The sequence below is a fragment of the Pseudomonas sp. DR48 genome (genome assembly GCF_019823085.1).
GTDB lineage: Bacteria > Pseudomonadota > Gammaproteobacteria > Pseudomonadales > Pseudomonadaceae > Aquipseudomonas.
The window spans coordinates 1,163,892-1,182,050 of sequence record NZ_CP081946.1 but is presented as its reverse complement, the minus strand read 5'-3'; the positions used below and the strand labels follow the sequence as shown (position 1 = coordinate 1,182,050).

The 18,159-nt window shown below is 59.1% G+C and carries 18 protein-coding genes and 1 pseudogene; 4 read left to right on the top strand and 15 right to left on the bottom strand.

Annotated features, from left to right (window positions below; translation table 11 throughout):
• Window positions 1-6: 6 nt before the first annotated feature.
• On the top strand, window positions 7-534 hold the full coding sequence (locus K5K95_RS05420; protein WP_010467282.1) for a single-stranded DNA-binding protein: 528 nt from the start codon (window positions 7-9) through the stop codon (window positions 532-534).
• A 66-nt stretch (window positions 535-600) separates the two neighbouring features.
• Here K5K95_RS05420 and K5K95_RS05415 read toward each other — a convergent pair whose 3' ends face one another.
• From K5K95_RS05415 to K5K95_RS05370, 10 genes and pseudogenes are all read right to left on the bottom strand, one after another.
• Entirely contained in the window at window positions 601-2,811 is a 2,211-nt protein-coding gene (locus K5K95_RS05415; RefSeq protein ID WP_222588667.1) for an OsmC domain/YcaO domain-containing protein, read from the bottom strand.
• Between the two features lie 120 nt (window positions 2,812-2,931).
• The gene (locus tag K5K95_RS05410) at window positions 2,932-4,089 is read right to left on the bottom strand and encodes a glutathionylspermidine synthase family protein (RefSeq protein WP_222588666.1); all 1,158 of its coding nucleotides are present in this window, start codon (window positions 4,087-4,089) and stop codon (window positions 2,932-2,934) included.
• Between the two features lie 11 nt (window positions 4,090-4,100).
• Window positions 4,101-4,820, bottom strand: coding sequence for a DUF1190 domain-containing protein (locus K5K95_RS05405; protein WP_222588665.1), 720 nt, complete (start codon window positions 4,818-4,820; stop codon window positions 4,101-4,103).
• 19 nt (window positions 4,821-4,839) lie between these two features.
• Entirely contained in the window at window positions 4,840-5,268 is a 429-nt protein-coding gene (locus K5K95_RS05400; RefSeq protein WP_222588664.1) for a DUF350 domain-containing protein, read from the bottom strand.
• 14 nt (window positions 5,269-5,282) lie between these two features.
• A complete protein-coding gene (locus tag K5K95_RS05395) occupies window positions 5,283-5,960 on the bottom strand; it encodes a DUF2491 family protein (protein WP_222588663.1) in 678 nt (225 codons plus the stop codon).
• Between the two features lie 22 nt (window positions 5,961-5,982).
• Window positions 5,983-6,093, bottom strand: a pseudogene (locus K5K95_RS05390) (potassium channel protein); the annotation flags it as partial.
• A 137-nt stretch (window positions 6,094-6,230) separates the two neighbouring features.
• A complete protein-coding gene (locus K5K95_RS05385; protein ID WP_222588662.1) occupies window positions 6,231-6,794 on the bottom strand; it encodes a rhomboid family intramembrane serine protease in 564 nt (187 codons plus the stop codon).
• A 157-nt stretch (window positions 6,795-6,951) separates the two neighbouring features.
• Window positions 6,952-7,650, bottom strand: a complete 699-nt coding sequence (locus K5K95_RS05380; RefSeq protein ID WP_208671235.1) for a PspA/IM30 family protein — start codon at window positions 7,648-7,650, stop codon at window positions 6,952-6,954.
• 24 nt (window positions 7,651-7,674) lie between these two features.
• The gene (locus tag K5K95_RS05375) at window positions 7,675-8,364 is read right to left on the bottom strand and encodes a YjfI family protein (RefSeq protein ID WP_090179257.1); all 690 of its coding nucleotides are present in this window, start codon (window positions 8,362-8,364) and stop codon (window positions 7,675-7,677) included.
• Window positions 8,365-8,537: 173 nt separating this feature from the next.
• On the bottom strand, window positions 8,538-9,092 hold the full coding sequence (locus K5K95_RS05370; protein WP_222588661.1) for a cysteine hydrolase family protein: 555 nt from the start codon (window positions 9,090-9,092) through the stop codon (window positions 8,538-8,540).
• A gap of 101 nt (window positions 9,093-9,193) precedes the next feature.
• Here K5K95_RS05370 and K5K95_RS05365 point away from each other — a divergent pair, with 101 nt between their 5' ends.
• The 3 genes from K5K95_RS05365 to K5K95_RS05355 all read left to right on the top strand — a co-directional run bounded on the left by K5K95_RS05365 (window position 9,194) and on the right by K5K95_RS05355 (window position 12,344).
• Entirely contained in the window at window positions 9,194-10,189 is a 996-nt protein-coding gene (locus K5K95_RS05365; protein WP_222588660.1) for a GlxA family transcriptional regulator, read from the top strand.
• A 297-nt stretch (window positions 10,190-10,486) separates the two neighbouring features.
• On the top strand, window positions 10,487-11,596 hold the full coding sequence (locus K5K95_RS05360; RefSeq protein WP_222588659.1) for a DUF3182 family protein: 1,110 nt from the start codon (window positions 10,487-10,489) through the stop codon (window positions 11,594-11,596).
• Complete coding sequence (locus tag K5K95_RS05355) at window positions 11,586-12,344, top strand: alpha/beta hydrolase family protein (protein ID WP_222588658.1); 759 nt, start codon at window positions 11,586-11,588, stop codon at window positions 12,342-12,344. Before K5K95_RS05360 ends, K5K95_RS05355 begins: the two co-directional genes overlap by 11 nt.
• 127 nt (window positions 12,345-12,471) lie before the next feature.
• On the opposite strand, the gene K5K95_RS05350 is transcribed toward K5K95_RS05355, so the two are convergent.
• The 5 genes from K5K95_RS05350 to K5K95_RS05330 all read right to left on the bottom strand — a co-directional run bounded on the left by K5K95_RS05350 (window position 12,472) and on the right by K5K95_RS05330 (window position 17,873).
• Window positions 12,472-13,458: a lysylphosphatidylglycerol synthase domain-containing protein gene (locus K5K95_RS05350; protein WP_222588657.1), complete on the bottom strand. Its 987-nt coding sequence runs from the start codon at window positions 13,456-13,458 to the stop codon at window positions 12,472-12,474.
• Window positions 13,455-14,738 carry a cardiolipin synthase ClsB gene (gene clsB, locus K5K95_RS05345; RefSeq protein ID WP_222588656.1) on the bottom strand — a complete coding sequence of 428 codons (1,284 nt, stop codon included), beginning with the start codon at window positions 14,736-14,738 and terminating at the stop codon, window positions 13,455-13,457. Before clsB ends, K5K95_RS05350 begins: the two co-directional genes overlap by 4 nt.
• Window positions 14,735-15,532 (bottom strand): endonuclease/exonuclease/phosphatase family protein, encoded by a 798-nt coding sequence (locus K5K95_RS05340; RefSeq protein ID WP_222588655.1) that lies wholly within the window; start codon window positions 15,530-15,532, stop codon window positions 14,735-14,737. Before K5K95_RS05340 ends, clsB begins: the two co-directional genes overlap by 4 nt.
• Entirely contained in the window at window positions 15,529-16,455 is a 927-nt protein-coding gene (locus K5K95_RS05335) for a DUF72 domain-containing protein (protein WP_222588654.1), read from the bottom strand. The genes K5K95_RS05340 and K5K95_RS05335 overlap by 4 nt, the downstream gene beginning before the upstream one ends.
• A gap of 215 nt (window positions 16,456-16,670) precedes the next feature.
• Window positions 16,671-17,873, bottom strand: coding sequence for an MFS transporter (locus K5K95_RS05330; RefSeq protein WP_222588653.1), 1,203 nt, complete (start codon window positions 17,871-17,873; stop codon window positions 16,671-16,673).
• Between the last annotated feature and the right edge of the window lie 286 nt (window positions 17,874-18,159).

The following is an 18,159-nucleotide window of genomic DNA, read 5'->3' as shown; positions in this document are numbered from 1 at the left end:
AACGTTATGGCCCGTGGGGTTAACAAAGTCATATTGGTCGGCACTTGCGGCCAGGATCCCGAAGTTCGCTACTTGCCTAACGGTAATGCCGTGACCAACCTGAGTCTGGCGACGAGCGAACAGTGGACCGACAAGCAAACCGGTCAGAAGGTCGAGAAGACCGAATGGCACCGTGTTTCGATGTTCGGCAAAGTGGCCGAGATCGCCGGCGAATACCTGCGTAAAGGTTCGCAGGTGTACATCGAAGGCAAGCTGCAGACCCGCGAGTGGGAAAAAGACGGTATCAAGCGTTACACCACAGAAATCGTGGTCGACATGCAAGGCACCATGCAGCTGCTGGGCGGCCGTCCACAGCAGGGCGACCAACAAGGCGGGGGCAATAACTACCAGCAGTCCGCTCCGGCCCCACGCCAGCAGGCTCCGCGTCCGCAGCAATCGGCACCGCAACAGTCGCGTCAGGCTCCGCCTCCACAGCAGGCAGCGCCGCAACCGGCTCCGGATTTCGACAGCTTTGATGACGATATTCCGTTCTAAAAAGCAGCGATCCCAGTCAGTAAAAAAAAACGAAGCCATCTGGCTTCGCTTTTTTTGTGGGCGCCGTTAACGGGATAACGTCGTTACGTTGGTCCGTGCGGTATGCAGTTTTTTGTAGCTCTCGATCAAGCGCAAATGCCTGTCGAGCCCCTCCAGTTTCATGCTGGTCGGCGTCAAGCCATGGAACCGCACGGTGCCATCTACCGAGCCGATCGCTGCATCCATCCGCTCGTTGCCAAACATCCGGCGGAAGTTGGCTTCGTAGTCTTCCAGTTCCAGGTCTTCGTCCAGCTTCATCTCCAGCACGGCATTGATCGCCTGATAGAACAAGCCGCGCTCAACGGTGTTGTCGTTGTACTGCAGGAACTGTTCTACCGCCTCTTTCGCTTCTTCGAATTGCTGCAAGGCGAGATAAATCAGCAGCTTCAACTCCAGGATCGTCAGCTGACCCCAGGCGGTATTGTCGTCAAATTCGATGCCGATCAAGGAGGTGATGTCGGTGTAGTCGTCCAGCTCACTTTCCACCAGACGCTCAACCAGCGCCTGCAGCTCTTCTTCGTCCAGGCGATGCAGGTTGAGGATGTCGGCGCGGAAGAACAGCGCTTTGTTGGTGTTATCCCAGATCAGATCGTCCGCGGGATAGATTTCCGAATAGTCCGGTACCAGGATTCGGCACGCCGTGGCGCCGATATGCTCGTAGACGGCCATGTACGCTTCTTTGCCCATGCCTTTGAGAATGCCGAACAAGGTCGCGGCTTCCTCGGCATTCGAGTTTTCACCCTGGCCGGAGAAATCCCACTCCACGAATTCGTAATCCGACTTTGAGCTGAAGAAGCGCCACGACACCACGCCGCTGGAGTCGATAAAGTGCTCGACGAAGTTGTTCGGCTCGGTCACCGCATGACCTTCGAACGTTGGCTGCGGCAAATCGTTGAGGCCTTCGAAACTGCGGCCCTGAAGCAACTCGGTCAGGCTGCGTTCCAATGCCACTTCCAGGCTCGGGTGCGCGCCGAAGGAGGCGAACACACCGCCGGTACGCGGGTTCATCAGCGTGACGCACATCACCGGGAATTCACCGCCCAGAGACGCATCCTTCACTAACACCGGGAAACCTTGCTCTTCCAGCGCCTGAATGCCGGCCAGTATTCCCGGGTACTTCGCCAGCACGCTGGCCGGCACATCCGGCAGGGCGAATTCACCTTCGATGATTTCGCGTTTTACCGCGCGCTCGAAGATTTCCGACAGGCACTGCACCTGGGCTTCGGCCAAGGTATTGCCGGCACTCATGCCGTTGCTCAGGAAAAGGTTTTCAATCAGGTTGGACGGGAAATACACCACCTCGCCGTCCGACTGGCGCACGAATGGCAGCGAGCAGATGCCGCGCTCTTCATTGCCCGAGTTGGTGTCGATCAGATGGGAGCCACGCAGCTCGCCGTCGCGGTTGTAAATCTTCAGGCAGTACTCGTCGAGGATTTCGGTCGGCAGCGCGTCTTTACGGCCAGGCTTGAACCAGCGTTCGTCCGGGTAGTGCACAAACGCTGCGTTGGCGATGTCCTCGCCCCAGAACTGGTCGTTGTAGAAGAAGTTGCAGTTGAGTCGCTCGATAAACTCGCCCAACGCCGACGCCAACGCGCCTTCCTTGGTTGCACCCTTGCCGTTGGTAAAGCACATCGGCGAGTGCGCGTCGCGGATATGCAGTGACCATACGTTGGGCACGATATTGCGCCACGAAGCGATTTCGATCTTCATGCCCAGGTCCGCCAGAATGGCCGACATGTTGGCGATGGTTTGCTCCAGCGGCAGATCCTTGCCGGCAATGTAAGTGCCCGCCTCGGAAGTTGAGTTAGAAGCAGGCATCAGCAACGCCTGGGCATCGGCGTCGAGGTTTTCCACTTCTTCGATCACAAACTCAGGCCCGGCCTGCACCACTTTTTTCACGGTGCAACGGTCGATGGAACGCAGGATGCCCTGGCGATCCTTGTCGGAGATGTCCGCCGGCAACTCGACCTGGATCTTGAAAATCTGGTTGTAGCGGTTTTCCGGGTCAACAATATTGTTCTGCGACAGGCGGATGTTGTCCGTGGGGATATTGCGCGTGCTGCAATACAACTTCACAAAATACGCCGCGCACAACGCCGACGACGCCAGGAAGTAGTCGAACGGTCCCGGTGCCGAGCCATCGCCCTTGTAGCGGATAGGTTGGTCGGCCACCACCGTGAAGTCGTCGAACCTGGCTTCAAGTCGAAGGTTGTCGAGAAAGTTGACCTTGATTTCCATGGGGGATTACCAGAATAACGGCTAAACGAATGGCCGCCATTATCCGGCATTTCAGCCATAAGTCTTGTGGGCGTCTGACTATCTGTCCGTTCCCGGTCTTTTTTATGGGCGCAGGATGGATCAGTCGAGTATCAGATGCGGCAAGAACCGGCTTGAATCCTTGGTAATCAAACTATTGTCCTCGCGCACGCCGATGCCGGCCGCCTGATCCCCGATCACCCAGGCACCGATCAAGGTAAAGCTGTCACCAAACTGCGGCAGCGGAGCGAACTCCTGAAGGATAAACGGCGCGTCGGTGTAGGGGCCGTCCTCTTTTACGATCAGACCTTCGGCTGTTTGCAGTTCGATGTTGGCGCCTTCCCGGGAGAAGAACGGTTTACGCACCCAGCCTTTGGGCACCGCTTTGTTCGGCTCGGTATCCAGGTGCGCCGCCAGCAGGTTCGGGTGACCTTTGTTGAATTCCCACAGCAGCGGCAGGATGCCTTTGTTGGAAATGATGGATTTCCAGGCCGGCTCGAAAAACTGCGTGTCGCTCTGGGCGATGGCTGCGCCGAAAGGCTCGTGGAAGATGAATTCCCAGGCGTGCAGCTTGAACAGATGCGGGATCCAGCGATCTTCGAGGTCGACGAAACGACCGTCGCTCGTCAGGCCGATGTCTTCGATGTCGATGTGGCGTGATTCGATGCCCACCTTTTCCGCGATCAGGCGCAAGTAATCGGTGGTGCCTTTGTCTTCGACCGAGTCTTTCATCGAGGCGAAATAGAAAGGCTGTTTGAGCTGCAGTTGGGCGAAAGCCTGATGCAGTTTGGTGTCGATGCTGTTGAACTGGTCGGCATGCTTGGGCAGCAAACCGCGCTCGATGCACTGTTCCAGCCAGCCCCATTGAAACGCTGCGGCCTCATACAAGCTGGTCGGCGTGTCGTAGTTGAGTTCCAGCAACTTCGCCGGGCCGTTGCCGTTGTAGGAAAAATCCATGCGCCCGTACAGATGCGGGTGGCCTTCGAGCCAAGAGGTGCGAATCAGGTCGAAGTACGGCGCGGGAATGCTCAGGCGCTCCAGCAATTGCTCGCTCTGCACCACCCGGGCCACCAGGTCCATGCACATCTCGTGGATCTCGGTGGTCGGGTCTTCGAGATCGTTCTCGATTTGCTTGAGCGTGAACTGGTAATACGCGCTCTCGTCCCAATAGGGTTCGTTGTCGATGGTATGGAACAGAAAGCCGAGACTCTCGGCCGTCTGTTTCCAGTCATGACGCTCTGCGCAGAGGATTCTCTTCATGGTCCGGTTCCTTAACTGCTCGACCCGCCGCCGCCCCAGCCGCTGCGTGCGCTGGCCTTGCTGCCAAAGCCACCACGGGAGGTGGACGAAGCAACGGAAACCGGCTTGCTGGTGGAGGAACGGACCGAGTCGGCGTAGTTGCTGCTGCCGTACCTGGCCTGATTGGACCTGGTAAACGTCGAGCCTTTGGAAATCCGCTGGTTGAGCGTTGAGGAACCGTAATTACCGCGATCATCGCGATAACGGTACACCGGCTCGGAGTAGTAGCTGTTGCGGTTGCTGCTCAGCATGTTGCCGATCAGCAGGCCGGTCAGCAGGCTGCTGGTGGAGAAACCCGAGCCACCCGTGTTCGCCGTTTCCGAGGCGGGTAATTGAGCCTTGGCCGCGTCGACCTGGGATTGCGTGACCTGGCCGTCGGCGGTCAGTTCGAAACCGCCCAGCTTGGGGATGAACTTGCCAGCGGAATCCTGCTGGCACCAGTCGGCGACAAAGTCGGCATTACAATCGGCCTGGTTGTCGTACACCGGCGCAATACGGCGATGCTCGGCCATGGCGGTCATGTAGGCGTCGGAGCAGACATCCACCGGCAATTTTTCATCAGCGCACTGCTGCACGGACTGGAAGTTGTACTTCTTCTGCACCGCGTAGGTTTTTTCTGTCGGCCCGCAACCGGATATCGCCATGGCGACCGATGCGGCCAGCGAGAGCTGAACGTACTTGCTTCGTTTCATCGGGATCTCCGTTGCGCAATCAGTTCTGGGTAGGGGTCATGCAGGCGGCGTTGAGCATGCCGACGCTGATGGCCACTGCTGCGACGTAGATGCCGGCCGCGATTTCACCTTTCCTGATGCGTTCAGAGGTGCCTTTGAGCACCAGGCTGGTCACCAGGAATGCCAGCAATTGAACGAGGGCTGCAATCACCGCCCAGACAGCGAAGTCCAGAATGCTGATGGAGTAGGCAATCACGTTGCTGGCCGGAATGGCGAAGCCGACGATTGCACCGCCCAAGGCGATAGCGGCGGCCACGTTGCCCGAACGGATCAGCTCGAACTCCTTGTGCGGAGTGATGCGGGTGTAGATGAACTGGAACAGGGCGAACAACACGGCGGCGCCGAGCAGGTAGGAAACAAACCCGAATACGGCGGCTTTGTTCAGGGAGATGGAGAGCGCTTCTAGCATGGACTTGTTCCTTTTTAGAACGTGTTCAGGTCGGTTGTGTACAGCGAGATGCCCAAGGACGTGCTCAAGCTGATGGTGCCTTCAGCGTCTTCTTCAACGGAAAACAGCAGGAATTCCCGGCGATCGGTCAGGCCGGTTTCGCGGGCGTACAGCATCGATCGGTGCTCGATGCTGTAGGACTCGTCCGGGTTTTTCAGTTGTTCGCTCAGTGCCACCAGCTCTGTCTGGCCATTCTCGGTGCCCCATTCGCGGGTGTATTCCACGCCGTTGTGGGTGTAGGTCGGCAGCCCGATCAGGCTTTGCGGGCCGGCCAGCCGACGCAGTTCCGCTTCACTGCTGATGGTGATGTAGCTGAGGTAATTGAACAGGATCACCGACTCGACCTGCCCGGCGATGTCGCCGGTGGTGTGCACCTGCAGCCAGTAGTCTTCGTCGTTCATGTAATAGCGCGACAGCCAGGTCGACTGCCCGAGGTCGATGGTGCCGTTGCTCCAGATCTGCTGGGAGCCCGGGATGGTCACCGTGGTGTTGCCGTCGAGCAACAATCTCAGGGACGTGTCGAACATCACGCCCTTGCCCAAGGCCAGTCCCAACGGGCCGTTGGCGGGTGACGCGGTTTCGCTGGCCGTCCATTTCGAATCGGTATTCGCGTTCGGGGCCTCAAGCCCCATCAATTGTTTAAACCATCCCATTGGAGATTTCCTTGAGGCGAGTGGAGGCGATTTCACTGTCATTGAAGTGGGCGAGGACGTGCCCGAACGGGCTCAGTGGATTGACCGCCAGCACGGTGGCCGGAGTCAGATCGTCTGATGGGGTTTGCACCAGGCCTGCCCAGCCGAATCGGTGGAATTGGGACGAGGCGTACAAGCGCAATAAAAGGAAAATCGACATTTTGTCCCTGACTCCGTGGGTACTGATTCCTGGCGACGTTATCGCCATGGCATCTGAAAGCCTGATAGCGGTTAACGGGCCGCATTAAACCTGCTGCGCGGCGCAGAAAAAAGTACCTTGGCTGCAATAAACCCGGCGAATGCGCCAAAGAGGTGACCTTCGAAGGAAACCCCTTGGCGAGGCAGGAAGCCAAAAATCAAACCGCCATAGAGCAGCGCCACGACGCTGGCCGTCACCAGGTTGCCCCAGCTTCTCTGGAACCAGGCACGCGCCAGAAGGTAAGCCCACAGCCCGAACACCCAGCCGCTGGCGCCGATGTGCACGCCTTTGAAACCGAACAGCCAGACCAGCGAGCCGCCCAGCACAATGATGATGGCGCTGACCGCCAGAAACCGGTTGAGCCCTTCGATAATTACGAGCGTGCCCAGAATTAAAAAAGGGATCAGGTTGGCGCTCAGGTGCGCAAATGAGGCGTGGAGAAAAGGCGAGGTGAGGATGCCGGGCAGCCCGAAGAGCGTTCTCGGGACCAGGCCAAATGACAAAAGGCTGTAGCCGGTCATGGCGTTGAGCACCTGCAGCGCGACCATGAAAATTGCCACGCCGGCGATTGTCTTGAAACCCTTCAGGGCATCCATCCTTGACCTCGACGTAAAAAAGAAGGGCAATGAATCAGCACCGATCCATGTGGGCGCGAGCTTGCTCGCGATGGCGATGTGTCTGTCAGCATTAATGTCGACTGGCAAACCGCAATCGCGAGCAAGCTCGCTCCCACAGGTTATGCGTCCGGTAAAGTTACTCGGCCGACTTCTGCTTCAGGCGTTCCAGGATCGCATTGGCGCTGCCCGAATCCGGTGTGATGCCGGCTTCGCGCAATTTGCGCTCCAGGTCAGTACCAGTCGACGCATCCGCCAGTTCGTCCTGAGCTTGCAGTTCAGCGGCACGTTGCTGCTGCTTGGCTTGCAGACGGTTCAGTGTACCGACGGCGGTTTCCAGCTTGCCGTTGGCGCCGCCACTGGCGATGGACGCGCTGACCTGGGCCTTTTGTACGCTTTCACGTGCCTTGGCCATGTCCACTTGCTGGCGCAGGCTCTTGATGCGGTTTTCGGCCTTGGTGATGTCTTTGCGCATGTTGTCCGCGTATCCACCGAACTCGGTGGCCTGCTTTTGCTCGACGTCCAGTTCGTTGGTCAAAGTCGAAATGGCTTCAGCCACTTCCATCGCCAGGTCTTCACGGTTGGCCTGGATGGCGGCCAGGGCCTTGGATTCCAGGTCCTTGATCTTGGCGTTGTATTCGCTCACGCGATCAGCCGACAGTTTGTGCTTGGCCATGATGGTGACCAGCTCACGCTTGGCGTTGGCCAGGGCGCTGTCAGCATCACGAATTTCCTGGTCGAGGATACGCAGGGCCTGTTGGTCGACGATCGATTCGCCGACTTCATTGGCACCGCCGCGCAGCGCGGTGAACAATTTGCTCCAGATGGACTGAGTCATTGGATAATCCCTATTCCTGAAAAATTAATGGAAAAAACGTTCAAAGGCTTCGCTGGCGCGTTGCACATTGTCGACCAGGGTTTTGACCTCGGTCACGACGTTGGTCAGGCTGGAATCGGAGCTCAGTGCGCCGAACATGTTGTAGACGATCTGGCCGTTCGGCATCGACTCGATACCGATCGAGGACAGCGGGAACAGTTCGCGACTGCGCAGTACGGCATCGTTGAAAGCCGGCACATCCTTGATCGACTCGACGTCTACCAGAACCGTGTCGACGATGATCTGCTCGCCCACCACCGCGATGTAAATCGGCAGGCCACCGAAATCGTTCATTTCCAGCTTGATGCTGGACTCGGAGCCTTGAACCAGAGAAAGCGTGATGTCGTTAGAAACCACTTCGTCCAGTGCCTGAAGGGCGCTGAACAGACGATCGATGTTCCAGTTAGTACCTGCGCTCATGTAATTCTCCGACATGAATGAGCCAGCCAGAATCGGTTGGCGTAGCTGTTTCTCCATCTGCTTGAGCAGGCTTCGGTTTTCGGGAAGCACCCAAGTCTCGTGTTTCACATAACCGGCACCCGCCAGGCCCGCGCGCATCTGCTTCATATAGAAACTCGATGGCTTTTTCGCGGACGGTTTCGAGCGCTCTCCCTTCTGGCTCGCTGAATCGGTTACAGGCTCGGCAGGCGGACCTGATGGAGAGCGACTTTTCATACTGGTGACTCCGTTGTGAAAATCTCACGCGTGAGAAACACTACAGGCAAATTCTGTCGCTCTCAATAGCTCACGCGTGAGATTTTTTGTCTCACTTTTTTCTTGGCAAAAAAAGACCCGCGGCGCTCCAGCGCGGCGGGTTCATTTCGGAATTCGATCAAACAGTTGAGGCGTTAGTGGCTGGCCGCCAGGAATTCGTCAGTGGAAATCACGTTGGCGTAAGCGAATCCGAGGGCCGACATGAAGGCGGCGTGAACCTGGGCGGCTGGCACGGTGATGCCGTTGAATTCCAGATCACGCGAGGCACAGGCGTCATGGATCACGGTGACGGTGTAGCCGAAGTCGGCAGCGGCGCGGGTAATGCCGTCGACGCACATGTGGCTCATGCTGCCAACGATCACCAGTTCCTTGATGCCTTGCTCGTCAAGGATCGATTTGAGCTCGGTTTCGCGGAACGAGTTGACGAAGTGCTTGAGCACCACCGGCTCATCGGCGCGGTTGAGAATCTTGGGATGCAGCTTCGCGCCTTCGGAGCCCGGGGTAAAAAATGGCGCCTCGCTGGAGGTGAATTCGTGGCGGATGTACACCACCGAATCACCGGCTTCGCGAAAGGCTTTGAGCAAGCGGACGGCGTTGTCCGCGGCGGCGTCGGCTCCGACCAGCGGCCACTTGCCTTGGGGGAAGTAGTCGTTTTGGATATCGACTAGGATGAGTGCTTGCTTGGCCATGACTGTTTCCTCGGCGTGTACGTTGGTGTGGAATGGAGTATCGGGGCTGGCAGGCCGTCCCGGGATTGGCCGCACCGACAATAGAAGGGGTAAAACTGACAATGGATGCACAAAGGGCAATCGTCGAACTGGGCGTGTTGATGTACCCCGGTGCGCAGATGGCGGCGGTGCATGGGCTGACAGATTTGTTCGGGGTGGCGAACCGGATTGCTGCCGAGCATCAGACGGCGCAGTTGCCACTGTTGCGGGTCAGCCATTGGCAGGTCGAGGGCGATCAGCCCCCTGCGCGGGTGTACGACAGCCATCCGGGGCCCGACAACGCCTTGGTGGCAGTGTTGATTCCGCCGTCGATTGGCGGATTTTCCAAAGGCCAGGTATCGCAGGCGCTGATTCATTGGCTTCATCAGCAACATGCTGGCGGGGCAACCCTGGGCGGCGTCTGTGTTGGCTCGATCCTGCTGGCCGAAAGCGGCCTGCTCGATGGCCGCAGCGCGACCACTCATTGGACCTCGGCCAAGTCTTTCGCCGAACGTTACCCGGCGATCAAACTCAAGGCCGACACCCCCATCGTCGATGACGGCGACCTGATCACCACCGCCGGGTTGATGGCCTGGTCGGAGTTGGGTCTGCGTCTGGTTGACCGCCTGCTCGGCCCGAGCATCGCCACCGGCACTGCGCGTTTTCTGGTGGTGGAACACAGCGACAGCGCCAGTGAATGTGGCAGCAATTTTTCACCGATCCTGAGCCATGGCGATGCCTCGATTCTCAAGGTTCAGCATTGGCTGCAAAGCACCGGGGCTACCGATGTTTCGCTGACGGCGATGGCGGAACGGGCGGGGCTGGAGGAGCGCACTTTCCTTCGGCGTTTCCGTTCGGCGACCGGGCTCAAACCCACCGAATACTGCCAGCATCTGCGGGTGGGCAAGGCGCGGGAGATGCTTGAGTTCAGCAACGGCACCATCGATCACATTGCCTGGACAGTGGGGTATCAGGACCCCGGTGCGTTTCGTGCGACCTTCAAGAAAATTACCGGGCTGGCGCCGAGCGATTACCGGGCTCGATTTGGGGTTACGCCGACTGCCTCCATCGCGCGGTAGCCTGCATCGACACCGGATAAGTTGTGGGAGCGGGCTTGCTCGCGAATGCGGTCTATCAGTCGACATTGATGCAAATTGATACACCGCCTTCGCGAGCAAGCCCGCTCCCACAGTGGATCTGTGTCTGTCGTGCAAAATGCAGGAGTTAGAGCCTCCGTCGTGCAGAATAAAGCAGGCCTGGTGCTATCAGTGTTTTCGCAACTGACTGATTTCAAAATCGTTTCCATCCATCGCCCCTTGGCCTGATCTCTGCACCCTTCAAACTACATTCATCGAACGCAGATTGAAGGGGGACGCATGACCCCAACAAACCGCAAGAAGCTGGTGGTGGCCCATTCAGTCCGCCCCGAAGCGCCCCAGCATGAAGTCGAGACCAATCGCGCCCTGGCCCGCTGGCTGGCGCAAATCCTGGGGCTCAAGTACGGCGGCAGCTACGATCCAGAGCTTCATAAAGGTCAAGACCTTTACCTGTTGCCAACCCAGACCCTGGTGGGCGTTGCGGTAGCCCGGCAACTGGGCGTCAAGGGGCCGGAGGATTTGTGGGGCGGTTACGTCGACCATGATTTCATCTGCACCAAAGCCATCAGCCACGGCCTGCTCAACAAGAATGCCCACGCCCCGCAAGGCTGGTCATCGCAGTTTTGCGAGCGCGTACGCAGCGTGGTGCTCGATGGGCTGAGCGTGTTTGCTCTCGACGACGCACGCCCGGCGGCGAAGCAATTGCTCGACAGCGGTCCCATCCGCGTCAAGCCGGTTCATGCCTGCGCCGGACGTGGCCAGGAAGTGATCAAACGCCTTGACCAGTTCGATGCCGTGCTGGCTCGTCCCGATGCCTATGAGCTGTTCACCCAGGGCGTGGTGCTTGAGCAGGACCTCGACAACGTGGTCACCCACAGCGTCGGCCAGAGTTTTATCGGCGACAAGGTGCTGACTTATTGCGGTGATCAATACTTGACCGAAGACGGTCAGGGCGAGCAGGTTTATGGAGGGTCCAACCTGCTGGTGGTTCAAGGCGATTACGACGATCTGCTGGCGCTGCCTCTACCAGAGGATGTGCGACTGGCTATCCGCCAGGCCCAAGTGTTTGACCGCGCCGCGAACGAAGCCTATCCCGGTTTCTTTGCCTCGCGGCGCAATTACGACATTGCCCAAGGCCTGGACAATGCCGGCAAACAACGCAGCGGCGTGCTGGAACAATCCTGGCGCATGGGCGGTGCCAGCAGCGCTGAAGTGGCCGCGCTGCAGAGCTTCATCAACGACCCGGGGATGCGTGCGATCCACGTCTCTTCGGTGGAAACCTATATCGATCAACCGCTGCCGGCGGACGCCATCGAGGTGTATCGCGGCCCTGCGGAAAACACCGACTTTCTTCTCAAGTACGTGACGGTTAAATCCTATGACGGCTAGAAGTGAAACCATTCAGATCGACATCGACGATGAACAAATGAGCGGGACGTTTCTGAGCCCCAAATCGAAAGTCCCCGGTGTGTTGTTCGTCCATGGTTGGGGCGGCAGTCAGGAGCGGGACCTGGAGCGGGCCAAAGGCATCGCCGGTCTGGGCTGCGTATGCCTGACGTTCGACCTGCGCGGTCACACGGGCGGCACCGGCATTCCGCTGACCCGGGTGACGCGTGAAGACAACCTGCGAGACCTGCTGGCGGCGTACGATCGCCTACTGGCCCATCCGGCGCTCGACACGTCCGCCATCGCGGTGGTCGGCACCAGTTATGGCGGTTATCTGGCGTCGATCCTGACGTCGCTGCGACCTGTGCGCTGGCTGGCGCTGCGGGTGCCGGCGCTGTATCGCGACGATCACTGGCACACGCCCAAACGTGATCTGGACAAGGCTGACTTGCGCGATTACCGCAACACGCTGGTGCGCGCCGACAGCAACCGCGCGCTGCACGCCTGCTCGCAATTCACCGGCGATGTGCTGCTGGTCGAATCGGAGGCGGACGACTATGTGCCTCACGCAACCATCATGAGCTACCGCGCCGCGTGTCAGCAGACGCATTCGCTGACCCACCGAATCATCGATGGCGCGGATCACGCGTTGAGCGAGCCGGTGTCGCAACAGGCGTACACCTCGATTCTGGTGGACTGGATTACCGAGATGGTGGTGGGTGAGCGGTTGAGCATTATTCAGTCCAGCTGAGATTTGCAGTGCTTGTGAGTACGCCATCGCGGGCAAGCCCGCTCCCACATTTGAACGGGTACTTCAGGAGAATACGATCCATTGTGGGAGCGGGCTTGCCCGCGATGGCGTCCTCACAAACACCCTGTCACTTTGGTTTTTTCGAGATCCGCAACGACTTCGCCTTGGCCTCCACAACCAGGTACATCACCAACGTAATCAACAGCGGCAAAATAAAGTAAATCGCCCGATACGCCAGCAATCCCGCCACCAGACTTCCCCGCGAAGCCTCGTGTTGCAGCAACGCCACAAACACCGCCTCCAGCACCCCGAGCCCTGCAGGAATGTGCGTGATCACCCCGGCAATCGCGCTGATCAACAACACCCCCAGGACTAACGGATAGTCGAGCTTGCTCGGCAGCAGCGTGAAAATCACCGCAGCCATCAACGACCAGTTCAGCGCCCCGAGTGCCAGTTGCAGCATCGCCATGCGCAGCGACGGCAGGTTGATTTCCACCCCGCGTATTGCCCATTCCCGACGCTTGGAAAACCGGCACGCCGCCAGATACCCCGCGCTCACCAGCAGCAACAACACGTCCACACCCTGCAACGCGTCGCTGCTCAGCTTCCAGCCAGGCGGCATTCGAACCAGCCCGCTGCTGAACACTGCGCCGGCAATCACCATGTAGCCGAACCAGTTCGTCGCCAGACTCAACCCGAGGATTTTCGCGATGTTGCCTTTGCTCACGCCGAGCCGTGAATACAGCCGATAACGCATGGCAATGCCGCCGACCCATGCGCTCAGGTTGAGGTTGAAGGCGTAGCTGATAATGCCCACCGGCAGGATCTGCTTCCAGGTCAGGTCCTGGCGGATGTAGGTGCGGCCGATCAGGTCGAAGCAGGCGTAGACCAGAAAACTCACCAGTGTCAGGCCGGACGCGATGATCAGTGTGCGCACCTTGAAATCGGCCAGGGTGTCGAACACTTCGTTCCATTCGATGCGCTGGGCGAGCATTGTGAACAGCACAATCAGCGCCAGGAAAAACAGCATCGTCAGCGGCTTTTTCCAGCGGCTTAGACGTGATTTCCCTGGCGCGGTGGCGTGGCTGGTCGAGGAGGCTTCAGCGCGGCTCATGGCGTTTCGCTCCCTGAATGGGTAAAACGCTTCAAGCGCGGCTTATGCGCTGGCAGCCAACCGGCCCACGCGGGGAAGTGGCGCAAAAAGTGAAACACCAGAAAGCCGACGGTCATATGCCAGACCCGTCCACGCGGCGCCTTGTCCGGTGACATGGCTTTGCAGTGGTGTTTGCTCAGGATATCGAGGCGTTCGAACAGTTCGCGGTTGAAGGCGCGATCGCGGATCAACACGTTGGCCTCAAGGTTCATCGACAGGCTCAACGGGTCGAGGTTGCTGGAGCCGACCGTGCTCCAGTCTTCGTCAACCAGCGCAACCTTGCCGTGCAGCGGTCGCTCGCAATATTCGTGAATCTGCACGCCGGATTTGAGCAGATAGTCGTAGGTCATGCGCGCGGCGAGTTTGGCCACCAACAAATCCGGCTGGCCTTGCAGGATCAGCCGCACATCAACACCACGGCGCGCGGCGTTGCGGATCTCGCGCAGCAGGCGATAACCCGGAAAGAAGTAGGCGTTGGCGATCACCACGCGGCGCTGGGCGCTACGCAACGCCAGGCGATAAACCTCTTCGATGTCGGTTCGATGGTCACCATTGTCGCGGTACACCAGCCTGACCTGGCCGTCGTGCTCGCTGAACGCCAGTTCCGAGCGTCGTTGACGGCGCCGCTGCCACCAGTATTTGGCGCGCCCCGGGCGGCCACTCTGCATCAGGGCGAAATGATGAATATCGGTCACCGCCGGGCCTTGCACTTCAACGGAGTAATCCTGTTTCGCCTCGGGACCGAAGTCGGCCAGGTGGTCGGCGGAAAAGTTGATCCCGCCGATGAACGCAATTGTGCCGTCCACCACCACAATCTTGCGGTGCAGGCGGCGGAACCAATTAGTGCGAATGCCCAGGCGTTTGGGTGCCGGATCGAATATTTGCAGGTGCACACCGGCCTGGCTCAACGCCGCCAGATACTCGGTGCTCAACTCGCCAGAGCCGAAGCCGTCAAGACTGGCAGTAACCCGCACCCCGCGTTGAGCTGCGTCGATCAACACTTGCTGCAGCTCTTTGCCGACCTTGTCCTCGAACACAATGAAGGTTTCCAGGAGGATTTCGCTCTTGGCCTGGCGCATGGCCTCGAATACCCGGGGGAAATACGCTTCGCCGTTCTCCAGCAGTTGCACCAGGTTGTTGCCCTGCCAGCCGTATTCAACGTCAACCACGCCGGGCTCACGCACCGGCGGGGTGCTGGGTACGTGTTCAATGGTGGCTGGCTCTATTGGCGCGCTGCTCATAACTCGATCTCCACCGATAGCGGTGCGTGGTCGGAAAGGTGTGACCAGGGGCGCGCTGTCAGGACTTGCGGGCGGCTGGCCTTGAGGTTGCGCACATAGATGCGGTCCAGACGTAGCGTTGGCAGCCGCGCCGGAAAACTGCGCGCCGGTTTGCCGTGGTGCTCGGCGAAAACCTCTCGCAGACCAGAGGGCTTGAGCAGCGCGTCGGCACGCTGGCGCCAATCGTTGAAGTCGCCGGCGACAATCACCGGCGCGTCGGCCGGAAGCTCTTCGAGGCGTTGTTCCAGCAATTTGAGTTGTGCCGTTCGGTGGGTTTCGCGTAGCCCCAGGTGGACGCAAATCGCATGCACCTCAGGCCCGTCGCCGGGCAGGCGCAATACGCAATGCAGGAGACCACGGTTTTCATGGCCGCTGATGGACACGTCGAGGTTGTCGTGACGCACGATCTGGAATTTCGACAGCAGCGCATTACCGTGATCGCCCTCCGGGTAGACCGCGTTGCGGCCATAGGCAAACTGCGGCCACAACGTGTCGGCGAGGAATTCGTACTGAGGCTTTGTCGGCCAGTTGCTGTAGCGCTGCGGATGATGCTCGTGGGTGCCATGCACTTCCTGCAAAAACACCACATCGGCTGAAACGCTGCGCACCGCTTCGCGCAATTCGGGCAGGATGAAACGCCGGTTGAGTGCAGTAAAACCCTTGTGCGTGTTGACAGTCAGCACGGTAAATCGCCGCACGGCGCTGAGGATTTCCGGCTGATTATCGGCATGGCCCAGCGGCTCGGAAATGTTCATGGCAGCACTCCTTCGGCAACCGGTTCACCGGGGGCGGTGGCGAGGCCTTGATCGAGGTGGAAATGCTCAAGCAAGCGCCGCGCATCGAAGGGCGCGCGGACCTTGATGTCGTTGTCGAAATAGCAGAACACTTCGCGGGACTTGCGCGCCTTGGGTTTTTGCTTTGGCGCGATCAGCTGTGGATCCGCTGGTTGCTGCCCGTGGTTCCAGGCCTCGATTCGTTCACCCCAACGCTCCAGCGCCTCAGGGGTGTAACCGCTGGCGTAGAGCTCTTCGGCTCCGTGCAGGCGCAGGTAAACGAAATCACTGGTGAGGTCTTCGCGGTACGGCCATTTACCGGCGGTGTCGGCGATGACCAAGGCAACGTTGTAGCGCTTGAGCAGGCGCACGAACGCCGGATCGACAAAGGTTTCGTTCCTGATTTCAACGGCGTGGCGTAACGGCTTTTTCTTGTAAGCCTTCATGCTGGCGTGACCGTGCAGGTGCGAATCGTGCTGGCGGGCGAGGGCGGCAGCCTGTTGTGTGTCCTGGGGTAATTGCTTCAAAAAACTTTCGAACAGCTCGGCATCGAATTTGAAATTGGGTGGAAACTGCCAGAGTATTGGGCCGAGTTTTTCTTTCAGCTCCAGGATCCCGGAAGCAAAAAAATTCGCCAGCGGCTTATGAATGTCGCGCAGACGTTTGATGTGGGTGATGAAGCGTGGTGCTTTGACGCTGAAGACGAAATCGGCCGGGGTTTCGGCGTACCACTGGGTATAACGTTCTGGCCGTTGCAGGGCGTAAAACGATCCATTGATTTCAATGCTGTTGACCGCCCGGGACGCAAATTGCAATTCACGCTTCTGGGTCAGCCCCTTTGGGTAGAAACCACCTCGCCAAGGTGTGTAGCGCCAGCCTGAAATACCGATATGAATCGCCGCCATGTCGCCTCCGTCAAATGGTCTTTGGGCTGCCCCGCTGTCTTTTGATGACTTCTGGGCAGTCGAGAAAGTTTCGACGGGTTTACGGATGGCTTGTACTTTGCCGAACACCACAATCAACTGTGGGAGCGAGCTTGCTCGCGAAAGCGGTGTGTCATTCAGCATTGATGTCGGCTGATAGACCGCATTCGCGAGCAAGCCCGCTCCCACAGGGATTATCAGTGGCTGGTGACGACGCGGGTTGATCCCTCGGCATACACCGGGCCGAGACGATCCAGGCGACCACTCCAGGCCGTCAGCGCCAGCGCCACCAACACCACCAGACCACCGATCCAGGCCGTGTGAATCAGGCCCATGTGAGCCACGATCAGACCACCGCCCCACGCACCACCGGCAATGCCGAGGTTGAACGCGGCGATGTTCAGCCCCGAAGCCACGTCGACCGCGTGCGGGGTGTGATGCTCGGCCTGGCGCACCACATACACTTGCAGCCCCGGCACGTTACCGAACGCGACGGCACCCCAGACCAGCACCGTGGCCAGCGCCAGCCAGGGATTGCCAGCGGTAAAGGTCAGCACGAACAACACGGCCGCCAGCAAGGCGAAGATGATTTTCAGCGCGCTGATCGGACCGCGTTTGTCCGCCAGTTTGCCGCCCCAGATATTGCCTACCGCCACTGACACGCCGTAGACCAGCAACACCAGGCTGACGGTGCTGGCGCTGAAACCGGAAATGTCCTGAAGAATCGGCGCCAGGAACGTGAAGGCAATGAACGAGCCGCCGTAACCGATCGCGGTCATGGCGTACACCAGCAGCAGGCGCGGTTGCTTGAGCACCTGCAATTGCTGCAACAGCGAAGCGGGTTTGCTGTGGGCGATGTTTTTCGGCACGTAGAGCAGGCTGCCGATAAAGGCGATCACACCCAATGCGGACACGGCGAGGAAGGTTTCACGCCAGCCGAAATGCTGGCCGATGAAGGTCCCCAGCGGCACGCCGGTGACCAGCGCCACCGTCAGGCCGGTGAACATGATGGCGATCGCGCTGGCGGCTTTTTCTTTCGGCACCAGACTGGTGGCGATGGTCGAGCCAATCGAGAAAAACACTCCGTGGGCCAGGCCGGTGACGATCCGCGCAATGACCAGCGATTCGTAGCTCGGCGCTTTCCACGCCAGCAGGTTGCCGAGGGTGAACAGCACCATCAGCGACAACAGCAGCAATTTGCGCGGGACTTTGCCGGTGAGGGCGGTCAGCACCGGGGCGCCGACGGCAACGCCCAGGGCGTAAAGGCTGACCAGCAGGCCGGCGGACGGCAGGCTGACGCCGAGGTCGGCGCCAATGGTGGGTAACAGGCCAACGATGACGAACTCGGTCGTCCCGATGGCGAAGGCGCTGAGGGTCAGCGCGAGCAAGGCAATGGGCATGACTGCAACTCCGGTGGGTTTGATTGATGGAGCGCAGTGTCGGGGTTTGGGTTGTGCGGAAAAATACAGGGACGGGCATTTGATATTTGCGCTTATGTCAAATATCGACAAAACACCACAAAACCCTGTGGGAGCGGGCTTGCTCGCGAAAGTGGTGGTTCAGGCACATCGATGCTGGATTTGCTGCCGCTTTCGCGAGCAAGCCCGCTCCCACAGGGAACTGCGGTGTTTGTTATATCGGGCGTTAAACCGAACTTGCCCGGCATTTACCGATCAGTTCCTTACA